Origin of the sequence: Nocardioides fonticola (assembly GCF_039536805.1) — a bacterium.
GTDB lineage: Bacteria > Actinomycetota > Actinomycetes > Propionibacteriales > Nocardioidaceae > Nocardioides > Nocardioides fonticola.
In genome coordinates this window covers 38,502-53,200 of record NZ_BAAAZH010000017.1, presented here as the reverse complement: position 1 = coordinate 53,200, position 14,699 = coordinate 38,502, and the positions used below count along the sequence as shown (strand labels likewise).

At 72.7% G+C, this 14,699-nt stretch carries 14 protein-coding genes and 1 tRNA gene; 4 read left to right on the top strand and 11 right to left on the bottom strand.

Features of this window, described 5'->3' with window-relative positions:
* Positions 1–1,122 (bottom strand): glycoside hydrolase family 3 protein (locus ABD671_RS12575; RefSeq protein WP_344733726.1); only part of this gene is annotated, 1,122 nt, incomplete at its 3' end.
* A 131-nt stretch (positions 1,123–1,253) separates the two neighbouring features.
* Between ABD671_RS12575 and ABD671_RS12570 the strand changes: the two genes are divergently transcribed.
* Positions 1,254–2,399 (top strand): ROK family protein, encoded by a 1,146-nt coding sequence (locus ABD671_RS12570; RefSeq protein ID WP_344733725.1) that lies wholly within the window; start codon positions 1,254–1,256, stop codon positions 2,397–2,399.
* On the opposite strand, the gene ABD671_RS12565 is transcribed toward ABD671_RS12570, so the two are convergent.
* Positions 2,383–2,847, bottom strand: a complete 465-nt coding sequence (locus ABD671_RS12565) for a phage tail protein (RefSeq protein ID WP_344733724.1) — start codon at positions 2,845–2,847, stop codon at positions 2,383–2,385. The genes ABD671_RS12570 and ABD671_RS12565 overlap by 17 nt on opposite strands.
* Before the next feature lie 25 nt (positions 2,848–2,872).
* On the bottom strand, positions 2,873–3,607 hold the full coding sequence (locus tag ABD671_RS12560) for a M15 family metallopeptidase (RefSeq protein WP_344733723.1): 735 nt from the start codon (positions 3,605–3,607) through the stop codon (positions 2,873–2,875).
* A gap of 213 nt (positions 3,608–3,820) precedes the next feature.
* Here ABD671_RS12560 and ABD671_RS12555 point away from each other — a divergent pair, with 213 nt between their 5' ends.
* Positions 3,821–4,702: a sulfotransferase domain-containing protein gene (locus ABD671_RS12555; RefSeq protein ID WP_344733722.1), complete on the top strand. Its 882-nt coding sequence runs from the start codon at positions 3,821–3,823 to the stop codon at positions 4,700–4,702.
* On the opposite strand, the gene ABD671_RS12550 is transcribed toward ABD671_RS12555, so the two are convergent.
* Both ABD671_RS12550 and ABD671_RS12545 read right to left on the bottom strand, forming a co-directional pair.
* A complete protein-coding gene (locus ABD671_RS12550; RefSeq protein WP_344733721.1) occupies positions 4,659–5,612 on the bottom strand; it encodes a glycosyltransferase family 2 protein in 954 nt (317 codons plus the stop codon). The two genes, ABD671_RS12555 and ABD671_RS12550, sit on opposite strands and share 44 nt — an antisense overlap.
* Positions 5,609–6,781, bottom strand: coding sequence for a sulfotransferase family protein (locus tag ABD671_RS12545; protein ID WP_344733719.1), 1,173 nt, complete (start codon positions 6,779–6,781; stop codon positions 5,609–5,611). Before ABD671_RS12545 ends, ABD671_RS12550 begins: the two co-directional genes overlap by 4 nt.
* A 193-nt stretch (positions 6,782–6,974) precedes the next feature.
* On the opposite strand from ABD671_RS12545, the gene ABD671_RS12540 reads away from it, so the two are divergent.
* Positions 6,975–7,958: a glycosyltransferase family 2 protein gene (locus ABD671_RS12540; RefSeq protein ID WP_344733718.1), complete on the top strand. Its 984-nt coding sequence runs from the start codon at positions 6,975–6,977 to the stop codon at positions 7,956–7,958.
* A 4-nt stretch (positions 7,959–7,962) separates the two neighbouring features.
* Here the strand turns inward: ABD671_RS12540 and ABD671_RS12535 are convergent, their stop codons facing one another.
* The 6 genes from ABD671_RS12535 to ABD671_RS12510 form a co-directional block, all read right to left on the bottom strand.
* Positions 7,963–8,406, bottom strand: coding sequence for an NUDIX domain-containing protein (locus tag ABD671_RS12535; RefSeq protein WP_344733717.1), 444 nt, complete (start codon positions 8,404–8,406; stop codon positions 7,963–7,965).
* Between the two features lie 89 nt (positions 8,407–8,495).
* Entirely contained in the window at positions 8,496–9,137 is a 642-nt protein-coding gene (locus ABD671_RS12530) for a DedA family protein (protein WP_344733716.1), read from the bottom strand.
* 22 nt (positions 9,138–9,159) lie between these two features.
* Positions 9,160–10,206 (bottom strand): hypothetical protein, encoded by a 1,047-nt coding sequence (locus ABD671_RS12525; protein ID WP_344733715.1) that lies wholly within the window; start codon positions 10,204–10,206, stop codon positions 9,160–9,162.
* Between the two features lies 1 nt (position 10,207).
* Positions 10,208–10,280: transfer RNA gene (locus tag ABD671_RS12520), tRNA-Arg, on the bottom strand.
* Between the two features lie 35 nt (positions 10,281–10,315).
* Positions 10,316–11,191: a helix-turn-helix transcriptional regulator gene (locus tag ABD671_RS12515; RefSeq protein ID WP_344733714.1), complete on the bottom strand. Its 876-nt coding sequence runs from the start codon at positions 11,189–11,191 to the stop codon at positions 10,316–10,318.
* Positions 11,175–12,362 (bottom strand): ROK family transcriptional regulator, encoded by a 1,188-nt coding sequence (locus ABD671_RS12510; RefSeq protein ID WP_344733713.1) that lies wholly within the window; start codon positions 12,360–12,362, stop codon positions 11,175–11,177. The genes ABD671_RS12515 and ABD671_RS12510 overlap by 17 nt, the downstream gene beginning before the upstream one ends.
* A 145-nt stretch (positions 12,363–12,507) precedes the next feature.
* Here ABD671_RS12510 and ABD671_RS12505 point away from each other — a divergent pair, with 145 nt between their 5' ends.
* On the top strand, positions 12,508–14,688 hold the full coding sequence (locus tag ABD671_RS12505; protein ID WP_344733712.1) for an alpha/beta hydrolase-fold protein: 2,181 nt from the start codon (positions 12,508–12,510) through the stop codon (positions 14,686–14,688).
* The last annotated feature ends 11 nt before the right edge of the window (positions 14,689–14,699 follow it).

Genomic DNA, 14,699 nt, shown 5'->3' with positions numbered 1-14,699 from the left:
GAACGGCGCGACGCCCGGCTTCACCGGGTGCTCGAAGAGGCCCTCGCGGAACATCGGCCGCACGATGTTGCGCACCATCTCGTTGAGGCGGGCCATGGTCAGGCTGCCGTCATCGAGTGCGGCCTGCATCTTCGCCGGCGCGAAGTAGCGGTCGCTCGCGCCGAAGACCGGGGTGGCCGGGGTCTGGAACGGCACCGCGTGCATCTCGAGGTCGAGGCCCGCCATGGCCGACGGACCGGTGGAGTGCACGGCGCCCCAGTCGGAGACCACGAAGCCGTCGAACCCCCAGTCCTTGCGCAGGATGTCGGTGAGCAGGCTGCGGTTCTGGCACACATGGGTGCCCCCGAAACGGTTGTAGGAGCACATGATCGAGCCGACCTTCGCCTCCTTCACCGCCGCCTCAAACGGGGCGAGGTAGATCTCGCGGGCGGTGCGCTCGTCGACCTTCGCGTCGACGTTCATGCGGTCGGTCTCCTGCTCGTTGAACGCGTAGTGCTTGGCGTCGGCGAGCACGGGGTTGTCCTGGATGCCGCGGATGAAGGGCACCGTCATCCGCGCGGCGAGGAAGGGATCCTCGCCGAAGTACTCGAAGTTGCGCCCGTTGTAGGGGGTGCGGGCGATGTTCATGCCCGGCCCGAGCATCACGTTGATGCCCTTGCGCTTCGCCTCGTCGCCGATGACCCGACCGACCCGGCGCTGCAGGCGCGTGTTCCAGGTCGAGGCCTGGGCGATGCCGGAGGGGAAGGTGGTGGTGGCGATCTGGAGTCCGGCGACGCCGGAGCCGGCGTCGCTGAGCACCAGATCGGGCACGCACAGCTCCGGCAGGCCGGTCACATGACCCGCGGTGCCGTAGTAGAGCAGGTAGGGCGGGGTGATCCCGAAGGTCACCATGTGCAGCTTCTGGTCCAGCGTCATCGCGCCGACCAGGGCCCGTGCCCGCTGGGACGGCGTGTCGCGGGGGTCCATCCAGGCGGCGCACGGGTCGGCGGCCCGGGCCGCGGCGGTCTCGGCGGTGCCGGCGTACGCCGGAGCCGACGGCGCCGCGGCGAGGAGGGTGGCCGAGACCGTGGCGGCGACGGCGAGGGCGACGGTGGCCAGGGCGGTGCGGGGGGAGGGGGACATCGGAGCTCCGGGTCGTTTCTTCGGTTTCGAAGTATGGTGACCGTCACAACGAGCCTCCGGCCCCCGGGTCACGCCCTGCCCGGAGGGTGATACGACTGGCCCTCCCGCCCGCAGGACCGAGAGGACGAGGCATGGCCCGCGCCGACGCCACCGAGCTGATCCTGCGGCGCCTGGCCGCCGCCGGACCGGCCTCGCGCACCGCGCTGGCCCGCGGCCTCGGGCTCGCCGACTCGACCGTCTCCACGGTCGTCGCCGGCCTCATGGCCGAGGGCACCCTCGTGCAGGCCGACGCTGACACCGAGACCGCCGTCCGCGCGGGACGCCCGGCGCTCGACCTGCGGCTCACCCGCGCCACCGGCCTCGCCGTCGGCATCGACCTCGGCAAGAGCCACGCCCGGGTGGCGGTGGCCGACCTCGCGCACGCCGTCCTCGCCGAACGGGCCGCGCCCGTCGTGCCGGGCTCGAGTGCGCAGGAGCAGATCGCCCGCGTCGTCGGCCTCGTCGACACCGCCCTCGCCGATGCCGACGCCGGCCGGGACGACGTGGTGTCGGTGGCGATGGGCCTGCCCGGACCCGTCGACCGGGCCCGCGACAGCCTGGGCGACAGCACCGTGCTGCCCGGTTGGCGCGGGGTGCCCGCCCGGGCCGCGATGGCTGCCGCGCTCGGCCTCGACGTGCACATCGAGAACGACGCCAACCTGGGCGCGCTGGGGGAGTGGACCCGGGGCCACGGCACCACCGACGCCGTCCTCTACGTCAAGATCGCCACCGGTGTCGGCGCCGGCCTCATCGTCGACGGCGAGCTGTTCACCGGCGCCCGCGGCACCGCCGGCGAGCTCGGACACACCGTCGTCGATCCGCAGGGACTGCCCTGCACCTGCGGCAACCGCGGCTGCCTGGAGACGGTGGCCGGTGCGGGCGCGGTGCTGCGCCGCCTCGGTCTGGTCGAGGACGGCGGTCTCGAGGAGGTGCTCGGCCGCCTGGAGGATCCGGCGGTGGCCAGCGTGCTCGACGAGGTCGGCCGGGCGATCGGCGGCGTCCTCGGCTCGGTGTGCAACCTGCTCGATCCGGGCGTGGTCATCGTCGGCGGCACGCTCGCCGGGGTCGGCGAGCCGCTGCTCGGCCCGCTGCGCGAGGCGTTGGCCGCCGGTGCGATCGCCCGCGACGCCGTCCCGGTCGTCGAAGGGGTGCTGGGCGAGCGGGCCGAGGTGCTCGGCGCGCTCGCCTACGCGCTGCGCCGCGCGCTGCCGCGCCGAGCGGCTAGTACTCGCCCTTGATGACGAAGTAGCTGCCGCGGATCGTGCCGGCCAGCTTCGAGCGTTGGCGGGCGAACTTGAACCGGTCGGCGAGCTCCACAGGCACCTCCATGCCGTCGGAGAGCTTGAAGCCGACGGCCCGCTTGCCGCCCTCCTCGAGGGTCCACAGCACGTTGATCGCCAGGCCCGACTCGTAGAACACGTGGGTCCACCGGATGCCCTCGACCTCGAACGAGCTCGCCTCCAGCGGAGTCGAGGCGATGTGCAGGTCGCGCTCCTCGGCCAGGATGCGGTGCACGTAGGCCACCAGGTCGGGGACCTCGGCCGCCGGTTCGGTGGCGAACGTGTGCCCGTACTTGGTGGAGAAGTACCGCGCCTCGTTCGCCCGCAGCCCGGCCAGGGCCTCGGCGACCGGGGAGGACTCCAGGCCGGCGGTGGAGACGGTCGCGAAGTCGACGACGTGGGTCATGGGCGCACGCTAACGCGAGCCGGTGTCAGCGCGGGGACTCCAGCGCGTAGAGCTCGAAGTGCATCGGGTCGGGACGCGACGTCCAGTTGCCGCCCCAGGCGAAGCCCCACTTCTGGAAGATCGCGACCAGGCGCGGGTCCATGTCGCCGGCCGTGCCGAGCTGGTTGGTGGCGGTGTTGAGGTCGAAGGCGATGCCGAAGGAGTGCAGCGACAGCGAGCGGCTCGGATCGCGGTCGATGAACCGCGGCACGTAGCAGCCGGCGTACTGGTCGGTCTTGATCAGCGAGGCCAGCCCGTCGCGCTGGATCTCGCGCAGCGCCGCGCGCAGCTGCGGGAAGATGAGGCGGTGGCAGGTCATCGACCCGATGATCGGCACCTGCTCGGTGACGATGTTGGCCCGCACCCACGCCGGGTCGGGGGTGATCGAGCCGTCGGGGTACCAGCGGTAGCTGAAGCCGCCGATGCGGGCACCGAGGTCGGTGCCGGTCAACCAGGTGCGTCCGGTGCCGCCCGTGGGGGCCGCGGTCGGCACCTCGGAGGCGGCGCCGCCGTCACTGCCCTGCGCCGCGGCCGTGGCGTCGCCGACGGGTGCGACGGTGGCCGGGGCGACCGGCATGCCGGTGAGCGGGTCGATCGCCGTGGTGGCCGAGAGGGCCGGGGGCGGCCCGCTCAGCAGGGCCGCGACCGGGCCGCCGACGATGAGCAGCCCGACGACGGCGAACGCACCGACCCACCACAGCAGCACAGGGCGCTGGTGCATGGGGAGTCCTCCGTGGCGGGATGGCGGGCGGGCGGCGGGCGCTCCAGTGTGCGGTGCGCCCCGGTGACAACGAGAATCGGCGGCCCGGGTCACTCGCACCGTGAGACGGGTCGTGACGGCGTGCCGAACCGCCGGCGACCAGACGGTGAACCTTCGCCGGGACGCCGTCCGAGGCGCCCGGACGACGCTCCCGCGGCGGTAACCTCGCCCCGCGTGAGCACGCACAGCACCGTGCGGGTCGGCTACGTCGTGTCCGGCTCGCAGAAGGCCGGGACGACGTCCCTCGCGCTGCTGCTGCGTCATCACCCCCACCTCGCGCCCGCGCCGGTCAAGGAGTGGCACTACTTCGACGACGAGAGCCGTCGCTGGGCCGAGCACGACTTCGCCGACTACTCCGTGCCCCGCACCGACCCCCGCCAGGTCATGGCCGGCGACGCGACCCCGCTGTACCTGTGGTGGCCCCAGGCGCTGGAGCGCATGCACCGCTACGACCCCGCGCTGCGCCACATCGTGCTCGTGCGCGACCCGATCGAGCGGCTGGTCTCGCAGTGGCAGATGATCTCGAACCGGTGGCCTGCCGAGGCGGTGAGCTGGGCGCGGTTCCTCACCCGTTTCGCCCCCGACCCCGCCGAGGTGCCGCAGCCGCAGCGGCCCCCGCGCACGAACGTCCACGCGTTCCGCATGCACTCCGGCGTCGTGCGCGGCTACTACGGCGCCCAGCTGCGCCATGGCATCGAGGTCTTCGGACGCGAGGCCTTCCTGGTGCTCGACATGCGCGAACTCATCGCCGACCACGTGGCCACCGTGCACCGGGTGACCGACCACCTCGGCCTGCCGCGGCTCGACGACGTGCCGTCGTTGCCGCACGGGATGAAGGGCAAGCCGGCCCTCTCGCCGGATCGTCCGACGGTCGAGCAGATCGCCGGCCTCGTCGAGCGCTACGCCCCCGACCTCGAGCTCTTCGCGGAGCTCAGCGGCGTCGACGTCTCGGCCTGGTCGACCTGTGCCGTCGCCGACGGCCGTCTCAGCGTCGAGGAGTTCACCGCGCGTCTCACGACGCGGTTCGCGGCTCCCGCTCATGCGGCGGCACCGTGAGCGGACGACGCTGCGCGGGCAGCCACGTGTGGGCGACGTGGTCGACCACGTGCACGCCCGCGGGCGCCTCGATGCGCTCGACGCCGGCCAGCTGAGCACCGCGTCCGGCCCGCAGTTCGCTGAAGACCTGCCACTCCCGCGCCTTGCGCCGCGTGCGCTCGGTGGAGCCGAAGGCGGCCTGACCGTCCCAGTGGTCGAACTCGTCGCTGTCGAGGTGCTTGAGCTCGACGCACAGGCCCTCGGGCAGCCGCAGCCGTTCGGTGCCGCGCGGCACCATGCGCATCTCCCACTCGAAGGCCTTCACGTGCCGGTAGGCCTCGCCCATCGGGAAGAGGTACTCCTCCACGTTGATCAGGTAGCGGTCGAGGTAGGCCACCGAGGGGCTCTCGACGAAGAGCGGGTGCCGCGGCATCGAGACCACGGCCTCGACGTGCTCGAGCTGCCAGGCGAGGTCGGCGAAGGTCGCCACGCCCTCGTCGGTGAGCACCATGTCGCCGTCCCACTTCAGCGAGTAGGCGGTGCGCACGTGCGCGAAGCTCCAGTTGTAGAAGTGCGCGAGGCTGTGCACGGACCGCTCGTGGGTGCGCAGGTGCTCGTCGCCGCAGCGGCTGATGGTGAAGGGGTAGGCGGTGACCTCGACGCGGTCGGTCGCGCCGTGCTCGGCGGCGACCCGGCGGGCGACGTCGGCGGTGCCGTCGTCCGAGCCGTTGTCGACGACCACGATGCGGTAGCCCGAGCGCAGCAGCGGCGGCAGCGCCCACGGCAGGTTGCGGGCCTCGTTGCGCACCCGCAGCACCGCGGTCACGCCGCGCTCGAGGGACGCCGCCTCCCGCGGCCAGCTGACGTCGTACCCGGGGTGCCCCTCGATGCTCGGGATCACCAGGTCGGGGGAGCGGGTCGCCGTGTTCACGCCTCGGCCTCCGCGCGCAGACCGGCCCGCAGTTCGCGGCGCTCGCGCCAGCGGCGGCGCACGCGTCCGGCCACGCGCCGCGCCCGCAGGTAGGCCTTGCGCGGCGGGGAGGCGGCGTCGTACGCCGCCTGCGCGGCGGCCTCGGCGGCGCTCGCCCGGGCAGCGCGGGTGGCCCGCAGGAACGCCGGTCCCGCCGCCTCGATGCTGGCCGCGGCCAGGGCCTCGGCCTCGCCGTAGAGCGTGGCGTAGGCGGCGCGGAGCTCGTCGAAGCGGGCGTGCGCGGCCGCGGTGTCATGGCCCGGGTCGGCCATCCGGTTCAGCTCGACCCAGGTGGCGTCGGCGATCTCGCGCAGCCCCGCGGGCACGTCGAGGTCGTCCCAGGTGCGGCGCACCCGGTGCAGGTCGGGGTCGACGAAGTCGTGGATCTCCTGCATCCGCTGGGTGCTCGCGTGCTTGATCTCGGTGAGGTCGAGCAGGTCGCCCACGCCGGTGACGGTGCGCGTCCAGTCGGTGAGCAGGTCGTCGTAGCGCACGAACGCGCGCGGCGTGTGCCGGCTGGCGCGCTCGGTGAAGAGCATCAGGTTGGTCCAGCCGGCGAGGCGGTGGATGTCGCCGAGCCGTCCGCCGTAGTACGTGCCCTTGCTGGCCACGACCTCGGCGGGATGGCGGATCATGCTGACCACGGCGGTCTCCGCGCCGCAGCGCAGCGCCGCGACCCGCCACATGCTGAGGAACCAGGCGATGCGCGGGTCCTTGACCACCAGGGTGTCGGCCCCGGCGAACTCCGCGGCCAGCCACTCGGTCAGCTCGGCGCGGTTCGCCTCGCGGGCGCCGGCGCGGCCGGTCTCGAACCACGCCTGCGGCCGGGCGTCGCCGACCTGCACGTTGACCCGGCGCAGCAGCAGGTCGTGGAAGTCCACGGCCCACTGCGGCTCGGCGAAGCCCTTCGGGTTGGTGTGGTCGGCCGGCACCTCCGGCTGCGGGACGTGCAACCCGACCTGGCGCAGGATGCCCGCCATCAGGCTGGTGCCGCTGCGTCCTGACCCGGCGACCAGCACCAGGCGACGACGGACGGCGTCCCGTTCGGCACGGACGGCGGGCGCCTCGGCCTCGCTCATCACCACCGCCCCCGGCACCAGATCGTCGGGCAGTTGCAGGTGGTCGAGCATGCAGGGTCCTCTTTCCATCACGGACGGCGCGGCGCCGACCGTTCGGCACGCTAGGACCGGCCGGAGAACGTCCGGTTGCCTCCGGGCGACCCAGGGGTGACGGATCGCCGACGGGGCCGACGGCCCGCCGTCATTGGCCGAGCGGACGCCCGCAGCCCACCCGCTGTTCACCCCGTCGCCCTAGCGTCGCCCCATGCTCTCGACGACCCGGCGCCGCCCCACCGCGCTCAGCGTCGTCGTCCCCGCGTTCAACGTGGACCGCTACCTCCCCGCCTGTCTGACCAGCGTGCTCGAGCAGTCGCATCGCGACCTCGAGGTCATCGTGATCGACGACGGGTCGACCGATCGCACCGGCGAGATCGCCGACCGGTTCGCAGCCGCAGACCCGCGCGTGCGCGTCGTCCACCAGGCCAACGCCGGTCTGGGCGCCGCCCGCAACGCCGGCACCCGGCTGGCGGTCGGCCGCTACCTGGCCTTCGCCGACAGCGACGACGTCGTCTGCCCCGGCGCCTACGAGCACCTCATCGGTGCGTTGGAATCCACCGGGTCCGACCTGGCCATCGGCACGGCGTACCGCTGGGAGGGCCGGCGCACCTCGCTGACGCCGCTGATGAAGGAGAACCACCGGCGCGACCTGCTCGGCGTCGACCTCGACGACGCCCCGCTGCTGCTGGCCGACTGCTTCGCGTGGAACAAGGTCTTCCGGCGCTCCTTCTGGGACGACGCCGCCCTGGGGTTCCCGGCCGGCGTCCGTTACGAGGACCAGCCGACGCTCACCCGGGCCCTGCTGGCGGCCCGATCGATCGACTCCCTGCGCATGCCGGTGTACCTGTGGCGCATCCGCCGCGACGGCAGCTCGATCAGCCAGCAGCGCGGCGACCTCGCCGACCTCGCCGACCGCGTCGTCACCAAGCGCTGGTCGACCTCCTACGTCGAGGAGCAGGCCGGCCGCGCCGTCCGCGACCTCTGGTACCGCCGCATCCTGCCCGTCGATCTGCCGGAGTACCTGCGCCGCCTGCCCGACTCCTCGCCGGCGTACCGCTCGATGCTGGCCGAGTGCCTGCGCGAGTTCTGGTCGCCGGCCACGGTGCCGCTCGAGGAGGTCCGGCTCCCCCGGGAGATGCGCGATCTCGCGGTGGCGCTGCGCGACGCGCACGCCGTCCCCGTCGCGGCCTGACCCGTCAGCCGCGGGACGCCGCGCGGGCCAGCTCGGCGTGAGCGCAGGACTCCAGGAAGCCCGGCAGCACGATCCCGGCCAGCGTCGAGAGCGGCAGGGACGGCGTCACGTCGGGCTCGACGAACACGATCCGACGGCCCTCGCCGAGCACGATGTCGTCGTCGGTCAGGCGCGTCGGGGCGGCGTAGACCCAGGCACGGTCGTCGCGGTGCGGCCCGCGGTCGAGCGGCACCTCGGCGATGAGCCGCAGCGAGGCGGGGTCGAGCACGACGCCGGTCTCCTCCGCGAGCTCGCGCAGGGCGCCCGGCAGCGGCGCCTCGTCGTCCTCGAGGTGGCCGCCGCAGAAGCCCCAGGTCTCGGGGTCGATCTCCGGGTGCTCGTCGCGCTCCTGGAGCAGCACGCGACCCGCCGGGTCGACGAGGATCACCGATCCGAAGTGTCGGCCCATGGGGCCTCCTCCATCGGGGAGCGAGGGGTCCGCCGGTGCGGCGGTCTGGTCGAGATCCTATGCCCCAGCTGTGGGCGACGGCAGCGGATTCAGGTGGACGGCGTCGCGCCGCGGGCGGCCCGTACCCGAGCGGTCACCCACCACACCGCGGCGCCCGCCACCACGCCCAGGACCACGAGTTGGAGCACGCCCGCGTAGGTCTCGACCACGTGCCAGTTCTCCCCGAGGTGGTAGCCGGCGAGCACGAAGACGGTGTTCCAGATCGCGCTGCCCGCGGTCGTGAGCAGCATGAAGCGCGGCAGCGGCATGCGCTCCACGCCGGCGGGCACGGAGATGAAGCTGCGGAACAGCGGGATCATCCGCCCGTAGAAGACGGCCTTGTCGCCGTGGCGTGCGAACCAGGCCTCGGCTCGCACGACCTCCTCGGCCTTGACCAGCGGCATCCGCTCGACGATCCGCAGCATCCGCTCGCGGCCGAGCGCCCAGCCGAGGCGGTGCAGGACGACGGCGCCGACCAGCGACCCCAGGGTCGTCCAGATGAGCACCTCGACGACACCGAAGGTGCCGCGAGCCGCGGTGAAGCCGGCCAGCGGCAGGATCACCTCGCTCGGCAGCGGCGGGAAGAGGTTCTCCAGGGCGATCGCGAGCCCGGCGCCGGGGCTGCCGAGGTCTTCCATGAGCTCGACCGACCACCCGGCGACGCCGTCGAGTTCCTCCGTCTGCGAGCTCACGCGCAGAGCGTAGGCAGGGCGATCAATCGGTGCCGGCGAGCAGGTCGAGCACCTCGGCCGAGGCGTAGAAGGGCTCCAGGCGCGCCCGCAGCAGACGCTCGAGATCGCCGGAGTCGCGCAGCGCGGTCAGCACCGGAGGCGCCAGCCGGACGGCGTCCGCCACGAGGTCCTCGCGGCCCAGGTCGAGCTGCTCGAGCAGTTCGGCGGCCGTGTAGCCGCCGAACCGGTCGAGGAACGCGGCCACCACGGCCCGCCCGAGGGAGGCGACCTCCTCGGTGCCGGCGGTGGTCACGACGATCTCGTGGACAGCGTCGACCAGCCCGCCGAGGTGCTCGCGGGCCGCGGCGTCCGAGACGCCGTCGACGGTGCCGGCGGCGGCGAGGTCCCAGACCTGGAGCAGGGCCTCGCGGGTGGCGGGGTCGCGCAGGGTCTCCAGCAGGATGCGGTTGAGGCGCTTGACCGCGAGGCTGCCGCCCTTGCCGACAGCGTCGCCGAGCAGGCCGTCGAGCTGCTTGTCGGCGGCGCCGACGAGCTTGGTGGCGGCACCCGTGCCCAGGTTCACCAGCGACCCGAGGCCGGGCACCTTGCCGGCCACCGCCTTGTTGGCCTCGATCACCTCGCCGACGATGCGCCCCATGAAGCGGGAGGCGACCACGCCGACGGACGGCGCATCGGCGAGCCGGTCGAGGCGCTGCTCGAGCAGCGGATGCAGCGCCAGGGTCTCGTCGATCAGCCGCTCCACCTGGTCGCGGTCGACGAGCGCGCCGAGCGGATGCGGACGTTCGGGGCCGGCGACCACCAGGTCGAGGGCCATCTCCACGATGCCGCTCACCGCTGCGCTCGGCGGCACGTCGCGCAGCGCGCGGGCGACGATGTCGGCGATCGCCTCGGCGTCCAGCACGTCGGCGATCGGGTGCCGCTCGGCGGTGGCCAGCAGGTCGTGCGCCAGGGCGGCGATCTCGGCCGCGGCGTCGTCCCCCGTCAGCCGCTCGACGTGGTGGCGCACCTGGGCGTCGAGCAGCCGGGCGGCGAGGGTCTCGGCGGGGGTACGCGCGGAGCGGGAGGCCATGTGCCCCAGGCCAGAGTCGAACTGGCGACCTTTCGCTTAGGAGGCGGCTGCTCTATCCACTGAGCTACTGGGGCGGGGCCGGTGCGGAGGTCGCGCGGCCGGGCCGAGCCTAACGCGAGGCTCGCTCCTCCAGAGCGGTGAGTCGGTCCTCGGAGATCGAGCCCGGTTCGGCCCGGTAGACGATCAGCTTCTGGTCCACCCGCGCCGGCACGCCGAACGCCTCGTAGTGGAGCTCCATCTCGCCCACCCGCGGGTGCGCGAACCGCTTCGTGCCATGGCTGCACTCCGACACCTCCCCTCGCGCCCAGATGTGCCGGAAGTCCGCGCTGGTCGATCGCAACTCGGCGACGACGTCCGCGGCAGCGCGATCGGGCGGCGTCTCGGTGGCCAGATCCATCCGGAGGATGGCCGCGACGTCGGCGGCCACGGCGTCCCAGTCGAGGTAGAGGCGACGCGCCGCCGGTGCCCGGAAGGTCCACACGGCCAGGTTGTCGGTGCGGGCCGGAAGCTCGTCGACGTCGAACATCAGCCGACAGGCGAGGGTGTTGAGGGTGAGGAAGCGCATCCCGCGGCCGAGCACGAACGCGGGTGAGGGTCGGCTGTCGGCGACGAGCGATCGAACCGAGGAGCGCAGTCCACCGGGGTCGTCCTGGGAGGCGAGCGTTGTGTCGAGGAGGATGCGGCTGAGGAAGGTCTGCTCGGCCTGATCGAGATCGAGGGCCCGCGCGAGAGCTCCGAGGACCTGCGGCGACACCCGGTCCAGGCGCCCCTGCTCCAGTCGTGCGTAGTACGTCCGGCTGATGCCCGCACGGGCCGCGATCTCGTCCTGTCGCAGGCCGCCGGTGCGGCGGCGCTCGCCGTCGCCCTGCGCGTCCGCGTCCGCACGGTCGGGTCGGACCCGCGCCCTGGCTGCGCGCAGGAAGCGGCCGAGTTCCTGGCGGCGCTGGAGGGAGACGGTCGAGGACGATTCATGCGATGACGGCATCGGCGTCCCCTCGCTGCCCGATCAGGGTCGACGTCCGCAGGCCGATAGCGGCCCAGAGCGCACCGATGATCTCGTTGCGGTCGCCGAAGGATGCGTGACGCAGATCCAGGCCCGATCGGAACTCCTGCCGGACGAAGCGGGAGAGCCCGATCTCCAGTCCGTCCAGGAAGTCGTCGCCGACGTCGACGACCCCACCCCCGACGACCACGGCCCGTGGCGAGAGCAGGCTGACCGGCCCGGCGAGCGCCTGGCCCACGGCCTCGCCGGCATCGCGGACCACGCGACGGGCGGGCGGATCGCCCGCGTGGAGCAGACGCCGCAGGTCCTCGGCGGTGCCGACCTCCGCGTGCGCCTGGGCCAGATCGCGGACCATCGACGGCACCGACGAGACCGTCTCCAGGCAGCCGCGGTTGCCGCAGCGGCAGACCCGTCCGTCGGTCCGGAGCGAGAGGTGCCCGATCTCACCGGCTCGCCCGCGGTCGCCGCGCAGGAGCACCCCTCCGCTCACGATGCCGGCGCCGATACCCGAGCTCACTTTGACGTAGATGACGTCGCGCAGGGACGGTCGCACGCCGCGGACCTCGCCCCAGACCCCCAGGTTGGCGTCGTTCTCCACGGCGACCGGACCCCCGACGGCGGTGCCGAGGAGGGCAGGGACGTCGATGCCGCGCCACAGCGGCAGGATCTGATCGTCGACGACGCGACCGTCCATGATCGGAGCCGGGACGCCGAGCACGGTGCCGACGACGTCGTCCGCTGCCCGCCCGGCACGATCGAGGAGGGAGCGCAGCAGGTCGGGAAGGCTGCCGGAGAGCGAGCCCGGGTGGTCGTCCTCGGGGACCTCGCGCCGCTCCTCGGCGATGACGTCGCCGCGGAGGGTGCCCAGCGCGGCGGTGAGGTGTCGATGGCCGAGATCGATGCCGACCGCGACCCTCGTGTCCGGTGAGGCGTGCAGGAGGCCGGGACGGCGCCCGCGACCCTCGATCTCGCCGGCAGCGTCGTCCTCGAGCAGTCGCCCCGAGCCCCTCAGGTCGGCGATCGCCCGAGCGACGGTGGCGCGTGCGAGACCGGTGCGACGGACGATCTCCGACCGCGTGAGCGGTCCGTGGTCCTCGACCACGGCGAGGACGAGCGACCGCGAGCGGGATCGTGCTCCGGGGTCTGACGGCATGCTGGACCTTCTTTGACTCATCGAGGCTTTGAAAGCCCCCTGGGGGTGCGTTGTTTCAGGATCATTGACCCTTGAACGCTGCTGTGTCGACCATCACACCCGACCGGGTTCCCCCAGCCCCGGCGGAGACGTGAAGGAGTCACAGATGATGATCGGAACCCGCATGCGACGTGGAGTGGGTCTGGCCCTCGCCACCGCATGCGCCCTCGGCACCTGGGGCCTGGGAGCTCCCACGAGTTCGGCGGCCGGCCGCGCCCAGCCCGATCAGGGCACGGTCTGGGTGCGCCCCGCGCTCTACGACCGCGTGGACCCGCTGGACCCCTACCGCGGCCAGTTCGACGGGAAGCTGTGGCAGAAGTCGATCACCGCGACCTACGCCGGAACCCAGCAGACCTTCGGCTACCACCTCTACATCCCGAACGGCTTCCAGCTGTCGGCCACCGGCATCATCGTGCTGGCCGGCGACGGCGTCGACGCGCCCACGCTCATCGAGGACGAGCACTGGAAGGCGATCGCGGAAGCGAACAAGACGGTGGTCGCCGTGCTCGCTGCGCCCGACGGCACGTGGGACCTCAGCAGCGACGACACCAGCGACATGGCCTTCGTCAACGCCGTGCGCTCGGCGATGTCGGCGAAGAACGAGATGTACGCGGTCCACGAGAGCAAGATCTACGCGGTCGGGTACGGGAGCGGTGGGGCGATGGCCCAGATGGCCGGGATGCTCGCGCCCATCAACTGGGCCGGCATCGCGACCTTCGACGCCGCGGACGTGCCGGCCTCCGCGCGCGACCGCGCTCGGACGACACCGGTCTCGGCAGCCTTCCCCGACCTGATGCGGGCACGGATCGCCATGCCGGTCTGGATGATCTCGCACGGCCAGGCGCAGGACGCGCAGGTCGACTTCTGGAAGGAGGCGGCCAACGTCGCGTCGTCGCCCAGCGTCAACGCGCTCGGGGCCGTCGCCTACCAGTCCCGGCTGCGCCCGGACGAGAACCCTCGCAACACCGAGGCGGTCGCGCAGGTCTGGCTCAGCGAGGGCGTCGATGAGACCTGGCTCGACCAGCACGCCGACGAGGTCTTCCCCGACTTCCTGCACGGCGTCCGCCGCTTCCTGGGCGAGCCGGGCGGCATCCTCAAGCGCACCGTCGACCTCACCGCGCCCGGCTACTCGGTGGAGAAGAAGCTCGTCGACGGCCGGATGCGCCAGTGGATCCAGTACGTCCCGACATCGGTGCGGCAGCACCCGGACACGCCGGTGCCGGTCGTGTACGTGCTGCACGGGCGGCAGTGCAACGGCGAGATCATCCTCGAGCACACCGACTGGGACGAGGTCGCCGAGGCCCGCGGCTTCATCGCGGTGTTCCCGACGGCGTACCCGCGCGACTACGCCGACTCGCGGTACCCGACCAACAACTGGAACGCCATCACGAAGGACCAGGACTGGCTCGTCACCGGCGATCCGGCCGTGCCGACCTACAGCGACGTCGACTTCTTCCGGTCGATCAGCGACTCCATCGACCAGACCTATGCGGTCGACGCCTCCCGGCGTTACGTCACCGGCCACTCCAACGGCGGCGGCATGACCATCACCGCAGGCGTCTTCGGGTCGGACTTCTTCGCCGCCATCGCGCCGACGTCGTCCATCCACGACACCTCGACCAAGCCGTTGGCCGATTTCGCGTCGACGATGGTCGATCGCATGCCGGTGGCCTTCTACGGGGGTTCGGCCGACGCCGCCAACTCGATCTACCCGAACTACGACGATGCCGCGAGCTACCAGCGCAAGACCGCGGACTTCTTCAAGGCCGCCGACGGCACGGAGGACGCGCCGCAGGTCTATCGCTCCGGGAAGTTCACGACGCGCACCTTCTTCAACGGGCGGGTGCCGATGGTGGTCAGCACGACGATCGCCGGCATGGGCCACGCCTACATCAACGAGGAGAGCTGGCGGATCTGGGACGAGACCTTCTCCCAGTTCAGCCGGGACGCCGACGGCACGTCCCGCTACCAGGGGGTGGCGGTGACCGACCAGGCGCCGAGCAAGGCCACGCCGGTCGTCACGGTCGCGGTGCCGCGCATCGTCCGGGATCGTCGTGCCTCCGTGGTCGTCACGGTCTCCGCGGACGACGTGCCGGCATCCGGGCGGGTGACGGCGAGCATCGACGGTCGCTCGATCGCGGCTGGCCGACTCGCGGACGGACGTCTGACGCTGAAGCTGCCGCGACACCTCGCGGTCGGCCGACACGGGCTCGTCGTCGAGTACCTCGGCAACGCGACGACGATGGCCGGCGTCAAGGCCGTGACGATCCGGGTCCACCGGCGATGAGCTGAGATCCG

Excerpts from the sequence above, each read along its gene's own strand:
- ABD671_RS12570 (WP_344733725.1), top strand. The coding sequence starts at position 1,254 with ATGGCCCGCGCCGACGCCACCGAGCTGATCCTGCGGCGCCTGGCCGCC.
- ABD671_RS12565 (WP_344733724.1), bottom strand. The coding sequence starts at position 2,847 with ATGACCCACGTCGTCGACTTCGCGACCGTCTCCACCGCCGGCCTGGAG.
- ABD671_RS12560 (WP_344733723.1), bottom strand. The coding sequence starts at position 3,607 with ATGCACCAGCGCCCTGTGCTGCTGTGGTGGGTCGGTGCGTTCGCCGTC.
- ABD671_RS12545 (WP_344733719.1), bottom strand. The coding sequence starts at position 6,781 with ATGCTCGACCACCTGCAACTGCCCGACGATCTGGTGCCGGGGGCGGTG.
- ABD671_RS12540 (WP_344733718.1), top strand. The coding sequence starts at position 6,975 with ATGCTCTCGACGACCCGGCGCCGCCCCACCGCGCTCAGCGTCGTCGTC.
- ABD671_RS12535 (WP_344733717.1), bottom strand. The coding sequence starts at position 8,406 with ATGGGCCGACACTTCGGATCGGTGATCCTCGTCGACCCGGCGGGTCGC.
- ABD671_RS12525 (WP_344733715.1), bottom strand. The coding sequence starts at position 10,206 with ATGGCCTCCCGCTCCGCGCGTACCCCCGCCGAGACCCTCGCCGCCCGG.
- ABD671_RS12515 (WP_344733714.1), bottom strand. The coding sequence starts at position 11,191 with ATGCCGTCATCGCATGAATCGTCCTCGACCGTCTCCCTCCAGCGCCGC.
- ABD671_RS12510 (WP_344733713.1), bottom strand. The coding sequence starts at position 12,362 with ATGCCGTCAGACCCCGGAGCACGATCCCGCTCGCGGTCGCTCGTCCTC.
- ABD671_RS12505 (WP_344733712.1), top strand. The coding sequence starts at position 12,508 with ATGATGATCGGAACCCGCATGCGACGTGGAGTGGGTCTGGCCCTCGCC.